This window comes from Microcoleus sp. B3-D7 (assembly GCF_036705305.1).
Taxonomy (GTDB): Bacteria; Cyanobacteriota; Cyanobacteriia; order Cyanobacteriales; family Microcoleaceae; genus Microcoleus.
Genome location: NZ_JAUBUE010000021.1, coordinates 1 through 18,648, shown reverse-complemented (window position 1 = coordinate 18,648; position 18,648 = coordinate 1). Strand labels below are relative to the sequence as shown.

Sequence of the window (18,648 nt, the reverse complement as noted above, 5' to 3'; positions counted from 1 at the left end):
CGTTAGGGTGCGGAACAAAATTTTTCTAATCTCTAAACTAGAAAGTTTTGACTTGTGATTATTCTAAATTGCTCAATTATTTTTGCCTTTTATAGCATTAAAAGTCACTTCGCGCAAGTTAAGAAAGCCGTTGGCACATACGCAGGAGTTGAACCCGCGACCTTTTCTGTTAAAGAGAAATGCTCTACCAATGAGCTAGTATGTAAGCTTCCTTTGTTGGGGCGCGAAGTGGAACTTTTAAGCGCCTGAAAGATATAAAAAATTCAGCTATAAAAGGCAGCGCACAAGTCAGAGAAGCTTTTTTTCAGCCTAGGGGCCGGTAGGAATGGAACCTACAATTGGATTTTAAGTTGAACGTTTCCAGTTTGTAAGCTTCTTTAGTTGGGGTGCGCTGTCTAATACGTGCTTTCAGTGAATTTCTAGCCGTAAACGGCTTCTGGGCGGACAATTAAATCACCGCTGGGACGGCGATCGAGTACGTAAGACTCGAAGCGAGATCCCTTGACATCAAAATGATTTGCCAGACGTTCCTTAATAGCCTTGTCGCTCATTCCTGCCGCGATACCCAGTTGGTTTTCCGCCAAGTCATAGGAACGTCCTTCAAAACGAATGTGAACCATTACCGATACCTCCTAGAGCAAATTTGGATTTGGAATTGGTAGCTTATCTGCTCTTGACTTTGGCTTTTTGTGAGACTTAGCAAATTGCCAGTAGCGGTAAAGATTCACGAAATCTGATAACCTTTACTGAAAGAAGCGCCGTTCTAGGTGATAAGCTTGTTTGATTCTGCGGATTTCCTCAGCCTTTTTGGTTGCTTGAAATCTGGCCGAACTTGTCTGTTCTGAATCCGCATGAAATTCATTGAAATTAGACTGATTTCCTACAGAATCTGACTCTGGTCGAGTCAGTTTGTAACCGAACAGTCTCGTATAAAGTAACAACATGACCATCGAGTCTGTATTGCAAGACTTCCAACTTGATGTTCCTTGAAATTTTGAGCAATATTCAGTTGTTAAGGTTCAGAATTTGCACGGAAAATACAGGTTTTTGCTTGTCCTGCGCTTTCCATATTTTTATACTACATAAATACTACAGAGGTGTCAAGGGGGTAGCAAAAGTTTTTTAGATAAAACTTACACGAGGGGCGAGAAACCGGGTTTTTTCACGAAAATACTTCGTTGCAACCCGCAGATTCAGTAAAAAACCCGGTTTCTTTGGTCAAAGCGCGATCGCGAACTGTAACATCGATCAAACGTCCTTAACATAAGAAATGCTATCGCGAATATTGTGGAAGCCAGCAGACTCGTAAAGATGCAATGCACCTGATGAATTTTCAGCATCGACGCCGAGAATAGCAGTAGCCACACCGGCAGCTTTGAGCCGATGCAAACCAGCGAGCAACATCGCTCGTCCCAATCCCATTTTGCGGAAGCCGCGCCTAGTGCCGAGACAAGCAATCCAGCCTTCATTGCGCCCGGTACGATCGCACTCTTGCACACTAATCTCGCAGTAACAAAAACTGACAAATGTGCCGTCATCAGCAACAGCAATCAAGTCTAAATCATTTCTGTAATCGGGTTTAGCTAACTCGTGCTTATATTTATCCACCGTTAAATCGTGATGATTCCAGTGATCGATAAACGACTGGTTGAACATTTCTACCCAAGCTTCCGCATCCTGTTCGCCGGGGAACTGACGCAGCGCAAAACCTTCGGGGAATTGGGGTTCTGGGATCGGTTCAGAAAGCGATCGCGCCATTCGGTAAAAATAGCGATCGACCTTAAAACCGCAACTAGCCAGCACAGAAATGCGATCGCAATCCTCAGCGCGCGCGTAGGTTCGCAGCTTCACGCGCGCGCCCCGCATCGCAGACACTTCGCGCATCCGCACTTCACCCCAGGCGATCGCGGCTGCTTCCACATCACCTCCGCGCGCGTCGGGGTGGACGCGAAACCACAGCCAACCGTCAATTACTTCCCCAGGTTCAGAAACCGACAACTGAGCAAAACCGATTAATTTTCCCTCCGCATCTTCCCAAAGGCGGATATCGCGTGCTAAATCTAGGGACGGTGCGTTAAATTCTTGTTGTAGTTCCGAGATGGAAGTGCCTTCATCGAGCCGATCGACTTCTTCGCAAATATTGATTAAATGGGCGATCGCATCTAAATCGCGATCGCCGGCATAGCAGCGCCCCGAGAGATTTGCCATCATAGCTAATCACCATTCCCTGTTGTTATCCAGTTTAAAAATAGCTTGGGCGATCGCACTTTTATCGATCAACTGATCCGATCGGTCGATCGGCATTCAAAATCTGACAACGCAAACACGCCGACGCATCGAACCGCTACAGCAGTTGCCTGCACTCGTGTACAATAACAAATTATTTGTCACATTAACAAATTCGTGACACAAATCGACAAACAACGAAAACCCTTACATAGCAAAGTTTGTAACGATTTGTACTCCTTGTTCTCCCTCCACCTTGCATCCCACTGCATTAACAAATTAAATGTCTAATTCCAGATATTTAACTAATTAAGTGTCATTTCCATAAAAGTGCAAAATTCTGGATTAAAATCAACGTTAACACATTGACTGTCACAGTTTTACAGTCTAAAATACATTTATGTTTTAATCAAACAGTAACGTTTATGTCTAAGGCTCATCCCTCAGAAACGATTCCAGATGAGAGGGGCAACCTCGAAGAAGCCAATACCATCGCCTCTGATATCATGTCCGGTCGATAAACCATGATTAAACTTTTGCCGTACTCCCACCAAGAGAAATGAGTCAAACCACTGATTAACTGTTTGAGATTTAACAGTTTTCGACACCGCTCAAATAAAACTGCTTCTAATTCATCTAAGTTTTTAAAACAGCGATTGGCTATCGGTTCATTGGTCAGTGGCCACAGTCTTTCTGCTGGTTGGAGTTGGGGCGAGTGTAAAGGCAGACAATACAAATGTATGCCATCGGGGATTTTCACGCTTTCACGCTCAGTGCCATCCGGCTCCGTCTACAACTAAAACGACTCTTTTTTTCGGTCCTACTTTCCTACTAGAGGGCAAAATCTTTTAAAACTCGCTCAAAAAGCTGGCTATTGACAAATGGCAGTATCTACCAATATGTTTCTCCCGTACTCGGGTGTACAAAACCGTATAGCCATAACCATTGAAACCGCCAGTTAACCACAGCAGTAGCATTACTAAACTCATCCACCCATTCTCGTCTTAGAATAGGTTTCAACCCGAGCCGATGTTCGTCCATTGACCTGACTTCTACGTCGCTTTCTCGGTTCTCTTTCTTGATTTTCAAGACGAACCGACGCAGATTTTTTTTTCCATTCCTGCAAGTTCTGCGGATATCTGATTCCTGGTGTTCTGGACGAGGAACTCTCAATCGAAACTTCATGGACTTGAGATATTCCCAGCCACGCCCGCGACCGATCTTTTTACCCTTGAGTTCACTCATCCAGTCAGCCACTTTACGACCATTCCACAGCCCGCCATCGGGGGGTGGCTGCTGTAAGACTTGCCACAACCATCGCTTGTTCCACATCATTCAGCAGAGGGTCAGCATCGGTATTTTTGCAACGTTGATCTCCAAGGGATTCAGGTCCTAAATGGTTGTAGCCCCAGACTAATTCATAAATCCAACCACGACTATAACATGTCACTGCCATCACTTCTGCGGTGGTTTTTCCAATCGCTAACAGCCAAATAATCTGGTAATGATGAGCGTGACTGGTTGTTTGAGCTTGACGGAAACGAGCTTGGAGCTTCGTCGGGACTCAGATGAGGTGCGATCGTAATTCGTTTTGGCATTCTTTATTTGATGGGGGTAGTGTTCCTCGTGATTATATCATGGTCAATCGACCGGACATGATATCAGAGGCGATGTTTTGAGTAAAAAAAAATCCCCAGTTTTTTTTACCGATTGTCAGGTTAAAGGCTAGCCAATTTAAAAACATTCTTTGATTAATGGAAACCTTCTGGAGTGCGATCGTTAATTGAGGTATGTCAAGAAATCTTTGTAGTTTGCTTGGCAAGACTTTCAGTAGTAATTGGATAGGGAAATACCCGTGCGAGGCGTTCCAGCCTCACTTGTTTTTCCGATTGTATAAGCTCCAATAATATAGTGAGAAACCTAAAATGGGTGTGCGTTAGTTGTTTTTGTAGGTGGGTTTGGTAGAATGTGAGTAACATTATTTTTGGGGTAGGCTAGCTTGTAACAATTCGGCTGCCTATCTTTTTTAGGATCATACCAATTTTATGTGAAGTTGCATATAATACAAAGATGGGGTTTATGGTGCGTTTTATGGCTCGTCTTTTAAAAATCACAATTGAAGAAAGTGCAGAATTTTTAGAAAAACAACTAAAAAATACTCGTGCAGCGAGTCAGGAAGAACGAATACAATTATTATGGTGGTTAAAAACAGGAACTTGTTGGAGAGGTTTTTACAACACTTGAGCGATTACGAGAGCGATTGAAACAAGTTCTTGAAAAAATCACCCCGCTCGCAAATTAGTTCGTTGTTATCTTACAAGTTTATTCTTGAAGCCCTATTCTAGGGAGCTTCATATAAAATTGGTATAAGTGGGCAAAATCTTTACTCCATAAAGATTTCAGGCAGGTTATCATCCTCCCAGGGCGATCGCAAAAGTCGTTATTGCAGTTAGAAAAAAATGCTGGAACTTTGGAAAAACCTTTTTGCTATAGCACCGTTTATCCCCCACGGGCATTGCTATCTCTGGAAGCCAGGGCTAGTCGGGCTTCATATTGTTTCCGACTTGCTGATTGCCCTGGCTTATTATTCAATCCCGATAACGCTGCTCTATTTTGTTCGTAAGCGACGAGATTTACCCTACTCCTGGATATTTCTGCTATTTAGCGCCTTCATCGTCGCTTGTGGTACCACTCACTTGATGGAGATTTGGACGCTATGGCATCCCACTTATTGGCTGAGTGGTTGCCTTAAAGCCATAACCGCGTTCGTTTCAGTATTAACAGCGATAGAGCTGGTGCCATTAGTGCCACAAGCATTAGCGCTCCGGAGTCCCGCAGAGATGGAGGCAGCTAACCGAGAATTAGAGCGCGAGATTGGAGAGCGCAAAATTGCACAAGCAGCACTTCAAGAGCGAGAGCAGTTTTTAAGCAACATTTATAACTCGGTGACAGACACCCTTTGGGTGGTGGAACAGCTTGAGGATAGCGAATTTCAAGTTGTCAGCATGAATCGAGCCATTAAATCCTCAAGTGGAACTTTGACCGAGAATTGGATTGGTAAACGGCTGGACGAACTGTGGGACATTGAGACAGCGGCTACGATTCGGGCGCATTACTATGACTGTTTGCAGCAAGGTAAAACAATCTCTTATGAGGAGAATCTTCCTTTTGGAGAACAGATTTGTTGCTTTCTCACCACCTTAACGCCTTTAGTAGATCGCGATTCGCGAACTCGCTTACTCGGTGTCAGCAGGGATATTACCGAACGCAAGCGGGTTGAAAACGCTTTGAGAGAAAGTGAAAAACGCTGGCAGTTAGCGTTGCGGGGTAACAATGATGGGATTTGGGATTGGAATGTCAGAACGAATGAAGTCTTTTTCTCAGCGCGATGGGAGGAAATGCTGGGTTACGAGGAGCGCGAAATTTCCCACCATCTAGATGAATGGGCTAAACGAGTCCATCCAGACGATTTTGCCTGGGTGATGGAAACAATTCAAAATCACTTTGCTAAAAAAACTCCTTTTTACGAAACCGAACACCGCGTTTTATGTAAGGACGGAACTTATAAATGGATTCTCCATCGCGGTCAAGCTCTCTGGGATGACTGCGGCAATCCGGTGAGAATGGTGGGTTCTTCTACCGATATTACAGAAAGCAAACAGGCTGAAGCAGAGCTGCGTTGGAAAGAAACATTGCTGCGAGCAATGACCAATGCTTCGCCACTCGCTTTTTTCGTTGTAGATAACCGTAGCGATGCCATTCTCTACTTCAATCACCGCTTCTGCAAAATCTGGGGTATCGAACACCTAGAGGAACAGATGCAGCAGGGTCAACTGAAAAACAACGATATCATTCCTGACTGTTTACCTGCCCTTGCGGATGTTCCGGCTTTCGTAGAATCCTGCAAACCGCTGCAAACTGAAGAAAATCGAGCCGTTGTTGAAGATGAAATTCCTTTTAGCGACGGGCGCACGATTCGTCGTTTTTCGACACAAATTCGCGACGATAGCGATCGCTATTTCGGACGGCTATATCTATTTGAAGATATTACGGAACGCAAGCAAATAGAAGAACAATTGCAACTAGCTGATTTTTCGCTCGAACGCTCCTCTCTCGGCCTTGCCTGGGTCGATCGCGATGCCAGAATTTTGCGGGTTAACCAAACAGCCTGCGAGCAAAGAGGATATTCTCGCGAAGAGTTGCTATCAATGCACGTCTGGGAGGCAGATCCCAATTTTCCGATTGAGGTATGGCCGCAGCATTGGCAACAACTTAAAGAGCAAAAAACACTTTCATTTACGTCTCAACATTCCAAAAAAGATGGCAGTGTTCTTCCCGTAGAAATAACGCTGAATTATCTGGAATTTAACGGCAAAGAATACAGTTTTGCCTGTTCGCATGATATCAGCGATCGCTATCACGCAGAAGAAGCACTGCGAGCCTCTCAAGCACGCCTCTCTGGAGTCCTAGACATTGCCGACGAAGCCATTATCTCAGTAGACTCCAGCCAACGCATTACCCTGTACAACCAGGGAGCGGAACGGATTTTTGGCTATACTTCCGAGGAAATGCTCGGTCAGACTCTCGACCGACTTTTGCCAGAACGCTTTGGGGCAAATCATCGCCAGCACGTAGAGCAATTTGCCCAATCTGCCCAAACAGCAAGGAAGATGGGTAGGCGCGGCGAAATTATCGGTCGCCGTAAAGATGGCACGGAATTTCCGGCTGAAGCTTCAATTTCTCAACTGGAATTGGCAGGAGAAAAAGTTTTTACTGTTTTTCTGCGCGACATTAGCGATCGCAAACAGGCAGAAACAGCCTTAAAAGAAAGTGAGGCCCGCTTCCAAGCATTTATGAATGCCAGCCCCGCTGCTGCTTGGATGACGGATAGAGATGGGCTACTTCTCTACTTCAACCAAACCTATTCCCGTACCTTCAACTTGCCAAATGATTTAGCTGGCAAAATAGACCTTTGCTCTATATATCAACCAGAGTTCTATCAAGAATATTTAAAAAATATTCGCAAAGTTGTAGAAACCAATCAAACGCTCGAAACAATTGAACTGGCTCCCCTTGAAGATGGCAGTATCGGCGAATTTTTGGTTTATAAGTTTCCGCTGACCAGTTCATCGGGGGAAGTTTTGGTTGGCGGAGTCGCGATCGATATTACCGACCGCAAAAGAGCAGAGGCAGCTCTACAACAGCGAGAACAAGAGTTTCGCGCTCTAGTAGAAAATGCGCCCGATATTATTATGCGATTGGATCGGGAATGTCGCTATCTTTATATCAACCCCACGGTTGAAAAACAATCGGGAATTCCTTCTACTGCGTTTATCGGTAAAACTATTAACGAATTAGGTACGCCCGAAGCGTTAGTTAATCTTTGGCAAACAGCCATTGAGCAGGTATTTGAAACGGGTTGCGAGCAAAGTATTGAATACGAAATTCCAGGTGTTGCAGGGTTAACTTATTATGCTTCCCGCGTGGTGCCTGAGTTTGGCAGCGATGGCTCGGTGCAATCGGTTTTGGCAGTTGCTCGCGATATCACCGAACTCAAAGTTACAGAAGCAGCTTTAGAAAAGGCTCGCGACGAGTTAGAACTTAGAGTCAGACAACGCACTGCCCTACTGGCAACAGCTAATAAAGAATTGCGACAGGAAATTAGCGATCGCAAACAAGCGCAAGCTGCCCTGAAAGCATCGGAAACCAGGCTCAAAGATGTGCTTGACAACACAGCCGCTTTTATTTCCTCCGCCCACATCCATCCCGATCAAGTCTGGGAATACAACTACTATTCCCCCAATGGAGAGGAGGTTCTTGGCTACAAAGGAGAAGAATTTGCTGCCGATCCGAGTTTATGGCTATCTAGAATTCCTGCCGAAGATCTTGAGACAATCGTTCTGCCAGCAATGCAAGATTTGTATGCCGGACGGCAAATAACTATAGAGTATCGATTCCGCCATAAAAATGGCAATTTGCTCTGGTTATCTAACACTTTGCTAGCTAAAAAGCACAAATCTGAAGATTACTGGTTTGCCACCGGAATTGTTACCGACATCACCGAACGCAAACAAGCAGAAAAAGCATTGCAGGAAAGCGAACAGCGCTTTGCTATTTTGGCGAAAACCGCCCCTGTTGGTATATTCCGTAACGATACTCAAGGCTATTGCTTATACGGCAACGAGCGCTGTTTAGAAATGGTCGGGCTTTCATTAGAAGAATTAATCGGTGAGGGATGGGCAATAGCGGTATATCCAGACGATCGCGATCACGTTTATACTGCTTGGAATAGTTTCATACAACAAGGCATTCCCTATTGCTGCGAACTCCGCTTGCAGCGACGCGATGGCAGCATTATCTGGGTATTGGCACAAGCGATCGCGGAAAAAGATATCGATGGGAACATTATCGGTTACATCGGCACCCTTACCGATATTACGGAGCGCAAACAGGCAGAACAATTTTTAAGAAATTACAACCACATTTTAGAAGCTAAGGTAAAAGAACGTACGGCTGCACTGACTCAAATCAATGCTCAATTAGAGCAGGAAATTGAGGAGCGCAAGCACATAGAAAGCCAATTACGACGCAGCGAAACAAAACTATCAGCAATTTTAGATAATGCAGGTGCTTGTATTTATATCAAAGATTTGAACGGTACCTACACCTATGTCAATCGCTTAACTGAGGAACTTTTTGGATGTAGCGCAACTGAAATTATTGGAGCGAACGATCGCAAGTTTTTTAGCGAAGAGTTAGCTGTAACTTACAAAGAAAATAGCGATCTCGTCACAAACAGCGGCCTTGTCCATCGCTTTGAAGAAGTAGGACTCGATCGTCATGGAGAGCTTCATTACTTTTTAGCGACCAAAGTTCCTTTAAAAAACTCTGACGGCGATGTTTATGCCATGTGCGGTATTTCTACAGATATTACCGAACTCAAGAGGACGGAAGCCGCACTCAGGCAAAGCGAAGAACGAATGCAGGCGCTTTTGAGCGCAATCCCCGATTTGATGGTGCGGCATCGGGTAGATGGCACTTATTTAGATGTGGCGGGAAATGACAGATCCTTGCTGGTGCCGCGCGAAGCACTACTTGGTACAAAGCTACAGGACACCCCCATTCCCGAACCAATCAAAGCCGACTTGCTCGAACGTTTTCAAGTCGTAGCGACAACCGGAACGCTAGAAATTTACGAACACGACCTGAAAAAACCGGATGGTATCCACAGCTACGAAACGCGCATTGTAAAAAGCGGTGCCGATGAGGTTGTATGTCTGGTGCGCGACATCACCGAACGCAAGCGATCGCAAGCTGCCCTCCAAGAAAGCGAACAACGGTATCGTACTGTAATAACAGCGATGGCAGAGGGGATTGTCTTACAAGATGCTGACGGTGCGATTCGTACTTGTAATGCCAGTGCCAAACGCATTCTTGGCTTGTCTCGCAAGCAAATGATGGGGCGTACTTCCCTCGATCCAGCTTGGCGAGCGGTTTGCGAAGATGGATCGTCCTTTCCAGGAGAGGAACACCCGGCAATGGTGACGCTGCGAACTGGCAAAGCTTGCTCGAACGTAGTGATGGGAGTCCACAAACCCGATGGTAGTTTTACCTGGATTTCCATAAATTCCCAACCTTTAATTCGAGCTAATGAACCGCTCCCCTACGCAGTTGTTTGCTCGTTCGCTGATATTACCGCTCGCAAACAGGCAGAAGAGGCACTACGACAAAGCGAAGCGCGTTATCTCGCGATTCTTGAAGATCAAACGGAACTGATCGGTCGCTCGTTGCCTGATGGAACCTTAACCTTTGTCAACGAAGCTTTCTGTCGATTTTATGGAAAAACGCGGGAAGAACTCGTCGGTCACCGCTACGAACCTACCGTATTTGAGGAAGACCGGGAACTCGTTGCCAGATTGGTTAAAACTCTTAGCGTAGATAATCCGCTCGTAATTATCGAAAATCGGGTGATTGCCAAAGGACAGGAGGTGCGTTGGACGCAGTGGGTTAACCGAGGAATTTTCGGCACAGATGGTCAGATGCTGGAGTTTCAAGGGGTCGGACGAGATATTACCGATCGCAAAATTGCTGAAGAAAACCTGCGACGATACGAAAAGATTGTTGCCACTACTACTGATGCAATTTGTTTAATCGATCGCAACTACACCTATCAAATTGTTAACCAAGCATACCTGAATTGGCATCACCGCTCTCAAGAAGAAATACTCGGACGTACTATTAGTGAAGTTTTGGGTAAAGAGCTGTTTGAAACTTACATCAAGCCAAAAGGCGACCGATGCTTAAATGGGGAAACCATTCAATACGAACTATGGTTTAAATATCCAAACGCTGAAGAGAAATTTCTCAGCGCTACCTACGCTCCTTATTTAGAGGCAGATGGCACAATTTCAGGTTTAGTGGTGAGTTTGCGTAACCTCACCGAACTAAAACAAATGGAAACGGCGTTGCTGCAGAGCGAATCTACCCTGCGAGCTTTCTTCAACAGTAGCGTCATGATGATGGGCATTGTCGAGCTGTATGAAGATGACTTTTTGCATCTGTCTGCTAACCCCGCAACCGCACAATTCTTCGGTACCACCCCTGATGCGATGCAGAATCACTTCGTTGGTAAATCTGGAATGCCACGATCGCTCGTGCAACTTTGGCTGGACCACTACTGGGAAGCTGTAAGAACTCAAGCTCCAGTCAGATTTGAATACGCTCACGAAACTCCTACAGGTCATAAGTGGCTATCTGCCAGCGTTTGCCCCATTTCAATTGGCTCTGAGGGTCGTCCGAGATTGTCATACATTGTCGAAGATATTAGCGATCGCAAACGCGCAGAAGAAGCGCTACAGCAGAGCGAATCAACCCTTCGCAGCTTCTTTGACAGCGGCTCAATGCTGATGGGGATTGTTGAGCTGTATGAGGACGATATTCTGCATCTTTCCGATAACCTAACATCAGCGAGGTTTTTCGGCACTACCCCAGAACAGATGAAAAATCGCTTCGCAAGTGAGATGGGAGTGCCATCAGCACACCGACGGCAGTGGATGGAACGCTACCGAGAAGCTTTACACGATCGAGCTGTCGTGCGCTTTGAATATCCTCACGAGACTCCAACCGAACAAAAATGGCTCTCTGCCAGCGTTTGCCCGATTGGAATTGGTCCCAACGGTCGTCCGAGATTGTCCTACGTTGTCGAAGATATTAGCGATCGCAAACGCGCAGAAGAAGCACTGCGTCTAAGCGAAGGTCGGCTCAAACACTTGACGGCTAGCATTCCGGGAACCCTTTACTCCTTTGGATACTACCCCGATGGTTCAGCCCAGTTTGAATATGTCAGTCTCGGTTGCCGAAACATCTTTGAAGTCGAGCCGGAGCAGATATTAGAAGATCGAAATTTACTCGAAAACCAAGTTTCTCCCGACGACCGACCTAGTTTTGAAGAGGCAATTACTCGTTCCCTTCAAAACTTGGAACATCTCACCGCTGAATGGCGCAATATTAATCCTTCTGGAAAACAAAGATGGCTGCGCGTCCAAGCCCAACTCGAATGCCGCGAAGATGGTTCTAAAGTTTGGCATGGGGTGATCTTAGATATTACCGATCGCAAACTGGCAGAAGAAAAGCTCAAACAGGCAGAGTATAAATATCGCACCTTAATCGAACAAATTCCCGGAGTCGTTTATATTTCTCCTATCAAGGCAACTACTGAGGAAGCTTATATCAGCCCGCAACTGCAACAATTGCTGGAAGTTCCTCCTGAAGAATGGTCTGCTGGCTTTTTTAATAGTTGGGCTGATTACGTCCATCCAGAAGATGGCGATCGTGTTTGGCAAGCCGTAAGCACCACGATCTCTACGGGAGAGCCATTGAGCGTCGAATATCGTATGGTAACTCGTAATGGCAAAACAGTTTGGGTCAGAGATCGAGCGAATCTCGTTCTTAGCGCCGACGGACAGACTCAAGTGCTTCATGGTTTAGCCTTCGATATTAGCGATCGCAAGCAAATAGAGCAAGCGCTACAAGAAAGCAACGAGCGTTTTCAGCTAGCAACATCGGCAGTAAAAGGATATATCTACGACTGGGATTTCAAGCAGAATAGCATTTTGCGGACGCAGGGACTATTTGAACTGGTTGGGTACCGCCCCCAAGAAGCCGACGCGAACGTTGAGTGGTGGAACGAACACGTCCATCCAGAAGATTTCCCCAAAATTTCCCAGCAGCTATCCGAAGCCTTGACCAATGAAACTCAAAATTATTTCGTTTTGGAATACCGACTTCGCCATCGAGACGGTCACTACGTTTACGTGTCAGATTACGGGACGATCTCGCGAGATACCAACGGACGAGCAATTCGAGCCGTAGGTCACGCCATAGATGTGAGCGAACAGCAAGCAGCGCTTCGCGAACGCAGAAAGGCAGAAGCAGCTTTGCAAAAAGCACTCCAAGCCGCCCAAGCTGCATCCATCGCTAAGAGCCGCTTCCTGTCTAACATGAGCCATGAACTGCGTACTCCTCTCAACGCCATTCTCGGTTTTAGCCAGGTGATGGTTCGCAGTAGTTCCGTTACCTCTGAGCAAAAAGAACAGCTAAAAATCATCAACCGTAGTGGCGAACATTTGCTTAATTTAATCAACGATATTTTGTCATTGTCCAAAATTGAAGCAGGCCAAACTACGCTCAATGAAAGTCGCTTTGACCTGTATCAGCTACTGAACGATGTAGAACAAATGTTCAAACTCAAAGCGATTTCAAAAGGCTTGCAGCTAACCTTTGATCGGGCATTAAATGTTCCCCAATACGTAAAAACTGACGAGAATAAATTGCGTCAAATTTTAATTAATTTGCTAGGAAATTCACTTAAATTTACTGCTTCCGGTTACATCGCCTTGCGAGTGAAAAAGGGTCGGCTATCAGAAAAAAATGACCTCCAAAACCTTGGCTCCAAAACTTATTTGCTGTTTGAAATTGAAGACACTGGTCCCGGCATTGCTCCCGATGAAATTAAAACTTTATTCGACCCCTTCGTACAAACAGAAACAGGCCGCAAATCTATGCAAGGAACGGGGCTGGGCTTACCTATCAGCCAACAATTCGTAGAGATGATGGGAGGACAGATTGCAGTCAGCAGTCAACTTGGTCAGGGAACAATTTTCACATTCGATATCCTCGCGAGCGAGGTTGATGAATCTGATGACAAGAGTTTATCGATTACCCGGGAAGTTATTGGATTAGAGCCAAATCAACCTGTGTACCGCATTCTAGTTGTTGAGGATGTCGAAGAGAACCGTCAGTTGCTCTTAAGAATACTCGAACCGTTAGGATTTGAAGTGCGAGAAGCGGTTAACGGTCAAGAAGCGATCGCTTTGTGGTCAACTTGGAAACCACACCTAATCTGGATGGATATGCGAATGCCCGTCATGGACGGCTACGAAGCAACTAGAGAAATAAAAGCTTTGGAACAGCAAAGTGCAGTAGCTGGAGAGAATCACAACTTACCTGCCAACTCATCATCTACCAACGCAACAAAAATTATTGCTTTAACTGCTAGTGCTTTTGACGAAGATCGAGCCAAGATTATGGCAACAGGCTGCGATGACTTTATACATAAGCCTTTTCTAGAGTCGGTGCTATTTGACAAGATGGCTCAACATTTAGGAGTCCGTTATATTTATCAAGAGGATTTGTCGGATAGCTCACCTGAGCTAGCAACACCGAGAAACTTAACACTAGAGGATCTAAACGTCATGCCTTCTGAGTGGATAGCACAGTTCCGACACGAGGTGCTTTGTGCTAACGACGAGGTAATATTGCAGCTAATCGACCAAATTCCCAAAAGCGAGGCAAGTTTAGCACACACCCTGACAGATTTGATTAATAACTTTCGCTTAGATATACTCTTTGATTTAATCCGAGCATCTAGTAATGAATAGCCATCAAGTATCCGCTTCCTTTGGGCACATCCTCATCGTTGACGATCATCCAGACAACCTCCGAGTTTTGTCCGCTATCCTTACCGGGTCTGGATATCAAGTCCGGAAGGCAATTAACGGTCAACTGGCTTTAAAAGTTGCCCAAAATTCTCCCCCTGCTCTGATTTTACTTGACATCTTGATGCCAGAAATGGATGGCTATGAAGTTTCCTCGTTGCTCAAAGCTCATCCACAGACAGCGGAGATTCCAGTAATTTTTATCAGCGCTCTCGATGATGTATTTGATAAAGTAAAAGCCTTTGATGCTGGAGGGGTAGATTACATTACTAAACCCTTTCAGTCAGCCGAAGTTTTAGCTCGCATTAAAAACCAACTAATTATCCGCAATCTGTACCTCCAACTTCAGAAGCAAGCACAGAAAATCGCCGAGCAAAATGAATTGCTACAACAGGAAATTAAGCATCGTAAACAAGCTGAATCTGCTTTGGTTGAAGCTAATATCGAGCTACAGCGTCTCGCCTCTTTAGATAGCTTAACAGGAATCGCTAATCGTCGTCAGTTCAATGAATCTCTCAATAGAGAGTGGCAACGGATGGCACGAGAGCAATTACCCTTATCTTTGATTTTAGGTGACATTGATTATTTCAAAAAATACAATGATACTTATGGTCATTTAGCCGGGGATTTCTGTCTACAGCAAGTGGCTCAAGCGATTAGCCGTGCTATTAAGCGTCCGGCAGATATATTGGCTCGTTACGGAGGTGAAGAATTCGCTGTAATTTTACCTAATACAAAAGCTGAAGGATCGCTAAAAGTCGCTGAGGCGATGCGGCATGAAGTGCTAAATCTTAAAATTGCCCACCCTCAATCTGCTGTTAATCAATACGTCACCTTGAGTCTGGGCGTTTTCAGTGTAGTTCCCCAGGACACCTCTGACCCCTCAATCTTGATTGCTGCGGCTGATAAAGGATTATATGAAGCTAAACAGCAGGGGAGAAACCGCTCTATTGTGAAAACTTTTTAATTAATCATTAAGCTTTGAGTTCAACTCAACTTGCTTCCCAGATAAATTGATTTAGGTGTTTATCCCACATTCTGCAGGTAGCACGAGCGTCCGGGAATTTTTTCAATTGAGATGGCACAGCAGCTCAAGAGAGAAGATAATATTTACGGCAAGGAGCGCCAAAGAATTGGATAATCCACAATCGTTCTTGCCTCAGATTGGTAATGTGCTTGACACCGTTAATTGTCAACAAATGAATCGACATGAAACATTGAAACACCCACCGAGCAAGTTGGTTTGGTTGTAGGCTTACCTACTTGATGATCAATGGTTTGTTGAGCCAGAGCGAGAGCATGACGGAGGGAACGTTGACCTAAACTATAAACCAGCAAGCACAAACCCATTAACATTGCTAGCGCAGCTACTCGTTGAGGAGTCTTGAGAAAGACACTATTCGTAAAGAATAAGGGGTCTTTGAGAAATCGAAAACCTCGCAAGTCGATTGCTGTGCCTTATATTCTTGCAGAATCTGGTCATAGCGTCAAAACTTGCTCGTCCAAAACATTCGTAGCCAAAAGGAACAATCCAGCGCGTTGCCGTTCGGCATCAATGACACTAGCTTTCGGGACAAGTGTGGCAGAGATTTGATAATGTTTCTGACCAACTACATCCTTACGAGGTCTGCCACGTCTGGGATATTCAAGTATTTCGATCACTTGCAGGTCGTGCAATTGATGGTAAGGTAACTGTTGCGAGAATACGATCGCAGCAGAAGTGGCATCTGGTTGACAAGCAAACCGTTGACTTTCTAATTGCTTGAGTGCACAAGTGGCGAGTGTGAAATGTTTGGCCTTGCGTTTCTCCAATTGTTTTAAATCCGATGCCAACCGCATCTGACTCTTAACTACTAACCATCGTTGTGGCACGTCGGCATAACGATTCCCACTCTTGAGCAATCTGGTAGTCGGTTAGCGAACTATTCACCAATGCGTCTGGGTGAATCTCCTGCAACAATTCTTTAGCCGAGGACAAGGTAGCAGGGACTCTTGATACCCATGGCAATTGTGCCATCTGTTGCAGATTTACGGAAGTATAGAACCCATTTGAGATCTTTTGGGCGAGCGAGTAAAATTGACAAAAAGAGGTAAATTTAATCAGATTGGGGTTGAAAATGGGTTATTCCAGCGATGTCACGGACAAGGAGTGGGAAATTATTGAGCCATTACTGCCCCAGAAGAAGAAAACCAGACCTCCAGTGTGGACAAAACGCCAAATCCTCAATGGAATATTTTATCAACTCAAGAACGGTTGTAATTGGTCTGACTTGCCCAGAGATCTACCACCATATTCTACTGTCTTCTGGCATTACCAAAATTGGTGTGAGGACGATGTACTTGATCGGATCATGACGGAGTTACATAGTAAGGTGCGCGAACAAGTAAAAAAAAAACCGCAGTGGACAACCCTAATCATGATTGACTCACAAGCGGTGAAAAACACGCTTCTATGCTAGTGAGGAGTCTAAAGGGTTTTGTTTCTACAAATGCACTAATGGCATCAAAAGACATCTAGCTGTCGATATACTTGGCTTTCCCTTCTTTACTCACTGTACCAAAGCTAGCTTATCTGATGATCGAGGGCTGATTGAAATGCTTTCCCAAAACATCGATTACTTCAAATCTAAACCTGCCGAACTTCCCAAAACTACCATCTTGTTAGACAACGGGTACCACCCTGAGAAAATTACTCAAGCCTTGGAGGAGATTTATCCTCAGATTATGGCTAAGATTCAATTTGAACTCTCCGCCAAGCCATCAAAAGCCGAAAAGCTCGCTAAAGGGCAATCGGGATTTGTGCCTGTGGCGGCTAGATGGGTGATTGAACGTTCAAACGCTTGGGTAGAAAGATGCAAAAGCTTAGTCAAAAACTTTGAGCGCACACTCGCTCGTTCAAATGCCAAACTCAAGCTTTGCTTTATCAGACTGATGCTTAAAAGACTAGCCACCGCGTAAAAAGATCTCAAATGGGTTCTATAGAGAGCAGCATCGGCCACAAACAAGGCATCCACATCCCATTGCTGCCTGAATTCAAGAATCAGTTGGGCAAATAAAGATGAGTCGGTTTCATTGCCATCACCCACTCTCAAGTACAAGGGGATGTCTCCATCCCCACTGCACATCAGACCATAAATTGCTTTAAATCGGGGCGGTGAGCTCTGGAATAGCCGTAGGTAATGTCAATTGTACCTAGTTCTCCTGTCTCACTTTGAGCGCTTAGGTAATCACCATCAACGTGTAGGGGACTCGAATCTAGGTGTAGGCTGTGCAAGTCTACGCCAAAGCGTCGTGCAGCAGACAGTGCTATTGTGACAAATAGTTCTGTCAGTCCTGCGGCATATAATTTGTCTAGGATGCGCCCTAACCTGTCATCATTTAAGTGTTCTGGTCTGATGCCTTCTCCCAACAAATGCTCTGTGGCAATACCTGCAAAAAACTTTTCAAATAGATACAGTGGGGCACTGACAAAGCCCTATCCATTCAAAATCATGGCTTTGACTGCTTGCCCTGGTGTGATGATTGACTGTGGGTGAGTCCCGAGTAGTTGATCGATCTGTTCTATTAATCCCATTTCATCACAGATACCGGCAATGAGTCCGCAGTGGTCAATATCCTGTACTCTTATATTTGACGCTTCAATATTTCTCATCTCTTAAAAATACTGGATTTTGCGCTTGCACCTGCAGAATGTGGGGTGTATGTGTCAAAGGGACAGTAATCTGTTATGAGTGACAAATAATTTGTTAATTTGACATCAATGTGTTATCAGTGACAAATTATTTGTTATTGTACACGTGAGTTTCGATAAATTCAGGTTCAGGATTTGGGATGGGAGTAGAAGGACTCGAACCTTCGACCTTGAGATTAAGAGTCACCTGCTCTAACCAACTGAGCTATACTCCCGCATCTAAGCTAGTATAACACAACCGTTCTAAAAAATCAACTTTTTTTGTAAAAATTTGTGGCGATCGCCCAGGGTCAATATTTAACGCAAGTGCGATCGCCCTGATTCCATATTTCATTTAAGCGCGATCGACCTCAAGCACCTCCCCAGAGTTGTGCAAAACGTTCGGCAGACCATCCAACCAAATCTGGTACTTGGCCATCTCCAATCTAGACAATTCGCTTGACTCCATCTTGGCGATCTATTGCATCCACACAGAAAAATTTGCTGTGAATGAATGAGTAAGGTGGGCAAAAGTCCACCTTACTCATTCTAATTGGTTCCGCAAGCGTCTACTTGAGAATGTGGGAGACGACACCGGCGCCGACAGTGCGATTACCTTCGCGGATGGCAAAACGCATATTTTGTTCGATCGCGATCGGCTGCAACAACTTCACAGTCAGGCGTTGCTGAATCAAGGTATGAATGCCCCAGGAATGGGAATATCGTGAAATTTTAAGTAATGTATTAATAACTTAA

At 45.0% G+C, this 18,648-nt stretch carries 9 protein-coding genes, 1 tRNA gene and 4 pseudogenes; 5 read left to right on the top strand and 9 right to left on the bottom strand.

Annotated features, from left to right (window positions below; genetic code table 11):
* Positions 1 to 419: 419 nt before the first annotated feature.
* The 4 genes and pseudogenes from QUB25_RS15710 to QUB25_RS15695 form a co-directional block, all read right to left on the bottom strand.
* Complete coding sequence (locus QUB25_RS15710) at positions 420 to 620, bottom strand: hypothetical protein (protein ID WP_333184028.1); 201 nt, start codon at positions 618 to 620, stop codon at positions 420 to 422.
* 123 nt (positions 621 to 743) lie between these two features.
* A complete protein-coding gene (locus QUB25_RS15705) occupies positions 744 to 944 on the bottom strand; it encodes a radical SAM protein (RefSeq protein ID WP_333184026.1) in 201 nt (66 codons plus the stop codon).
* 304 nt (positions 945 to 1,248) lie between these two features.
* Positions 1,249 to 2,211: a GNAT family N-acetyltransferase gene (locus tag QUB25_RS15700; protein ID WP_333184024.1), complete on the bottom strand. Its 963-nt coding sequence runs from the start codon at positions 2,209 to 2,211 to the stop codon at positions 1,249 to 1,251.
* 610 nt (positions 2,212 to 2,821) lie between these two features.
* Positions 2,822 to 3,824 (bottom strand): annotated as a pseudogene (locus tag QUB25_RS15695) (IS630 family transposase); the annotation flags it as partial.
* A 481-nt stretch (positions 3,825 to 4,305) separates the two neighbouring features.
* On the opposite strand from QUB25_RS15695, the gene QUB25_RS15690 reads away from it, so the two are divergent.
* The 3 genes from QUB25_RS15690 (at position 4,306) to QUB25_RS15680 (ending at position 15,189) form a co-directional block, all read left to right on the top strand.
* Positions 4,306 to 4,470 carry a hypothetical protein gene (locus tag QUB25_RS15690; RefSeq protein WP_333184023.1) on the top strand — a complete coding sequence of 55 codons (165 nt, stop codon included), beginning with the start codon at positions 4,306 to 4,308 and terminating at the stop codon, positions 4,468 to 4,470.
* A 215-nt stretch (positions 4,471 to 4,685) separates the two neighbouring features.
* Positions 4,686 to 14,165 (top strand): PAS domain S-box protein, encoded by a 9,480-nt coding sequence (locus tag QUB25_RS15685; RefSeq protein WP_333184021.1) that lies wholly within the window; start codon positions 4,686 to 4,688, stop codon positions 14,163 to 14,165.
* A complete protein-coding gene (locus tag QUB25_RS15680) occupies positions 14,158 to 15,189 on the top strand; it encodes a PleD family two-component system response regulator (RefSeq protein WP_333184020.1) in 1,032 nt (343 codons plus the stop codon). The genes QUB25_RS15685 and QUB25_RS15680 overlap by 8 nt, the downstream gene beginning before the upstream one ends.
* Before the next feature lie 124 nt (positions 15,190 to 15,313).
* On the opposite strand, the pseudogene QUB25_RS15675 reads toward QUB25_RS15680, so the two are convergent.
* Positions 15,314 to 16,263 (bottom strand): annotated as a pseudogene (locus QUB25_RS15675) (IS1634 family transposase); the annotation flags it as partial.
* Between the two features lie 76 nt (positions 16,264 to 16,339).
* On the opposite strand from QUB25_RS15675, the gene QUB25_RS29825 reads away from it, so the two are divergent.
* Both QUB25_RS29825 and QUB25_RS15670 read left to right on the top strand, forming a co-directional pair.
* Positions 16,340 to 16,681, top strand: a complete 342-nt coding sequence (locus QUB25_RS29825; RefSeq protein ID WP_445251953.1) for a transposase — start codon at positions 16,340 to 16,342, stop codon at positions 16,679 to 16,681.
* 43 nt (positions 16,682 to 16,724) lie between these two features.
* On the top strand, positions 16,725 to 17,180 hold the full coding sequence (locus tag QUB25_RS15670; RefSeq protein WP_333184127.1) for a transposase: 456 nt from the start codon (positions 16,725 to 16,727) through the stop codon (positions 17,178 to 17,180).
* Between the two features lie 20 nt (positions 17,181 to 17,200).
* On the opposite strand, the pseudogene QUB25_RS15665 reads toward QUB25_RS15670, so the two are convergent.
* The 4 genes and pseudogenes from QUB25_RS15665 to QUB25_RS15650 form a co-directional block, all read right to left on the bottom strand.
* Positions 17,201 to 17,874: pseudogene (locus QUB25_RS15665) on the bottom strand (IS1634 family transposase); the annotation flags it as partial.
* A gap of 180 nt (positions 17,875 to 18,054) precedes the next feature.
* Positions 18,055 to 18,128 (bottom strand) — tRNA-Lys (locus QUB25_RS15660).
* Positions 18,119 to 18,247, bottom strand: coding sequence for a hypothetical protein (locus QUB25_RS15655; protein ID WP_333184018.1), 129 nt, complete (start codon positions 18,245 to 18,247; stop codon positions 18,119 to 18,121). The genes QUB25_RS15660 and QUB25_RS15655 overlap by 10 nt, the downstream gene beginning before the upstream one ends.
* A gap of 214 nt (positions 18,248 to 18,461) precedes the next feature.
* A pseudogene (locus QUB25_RS15650) lies at positions 18,462 to 18,575 on the bottom strand (hypothetical protein); the annotation flags it as partial.
* Between the last annotated feature and the right edge of the window lie 73 nt (positions 18,576 to 18,648).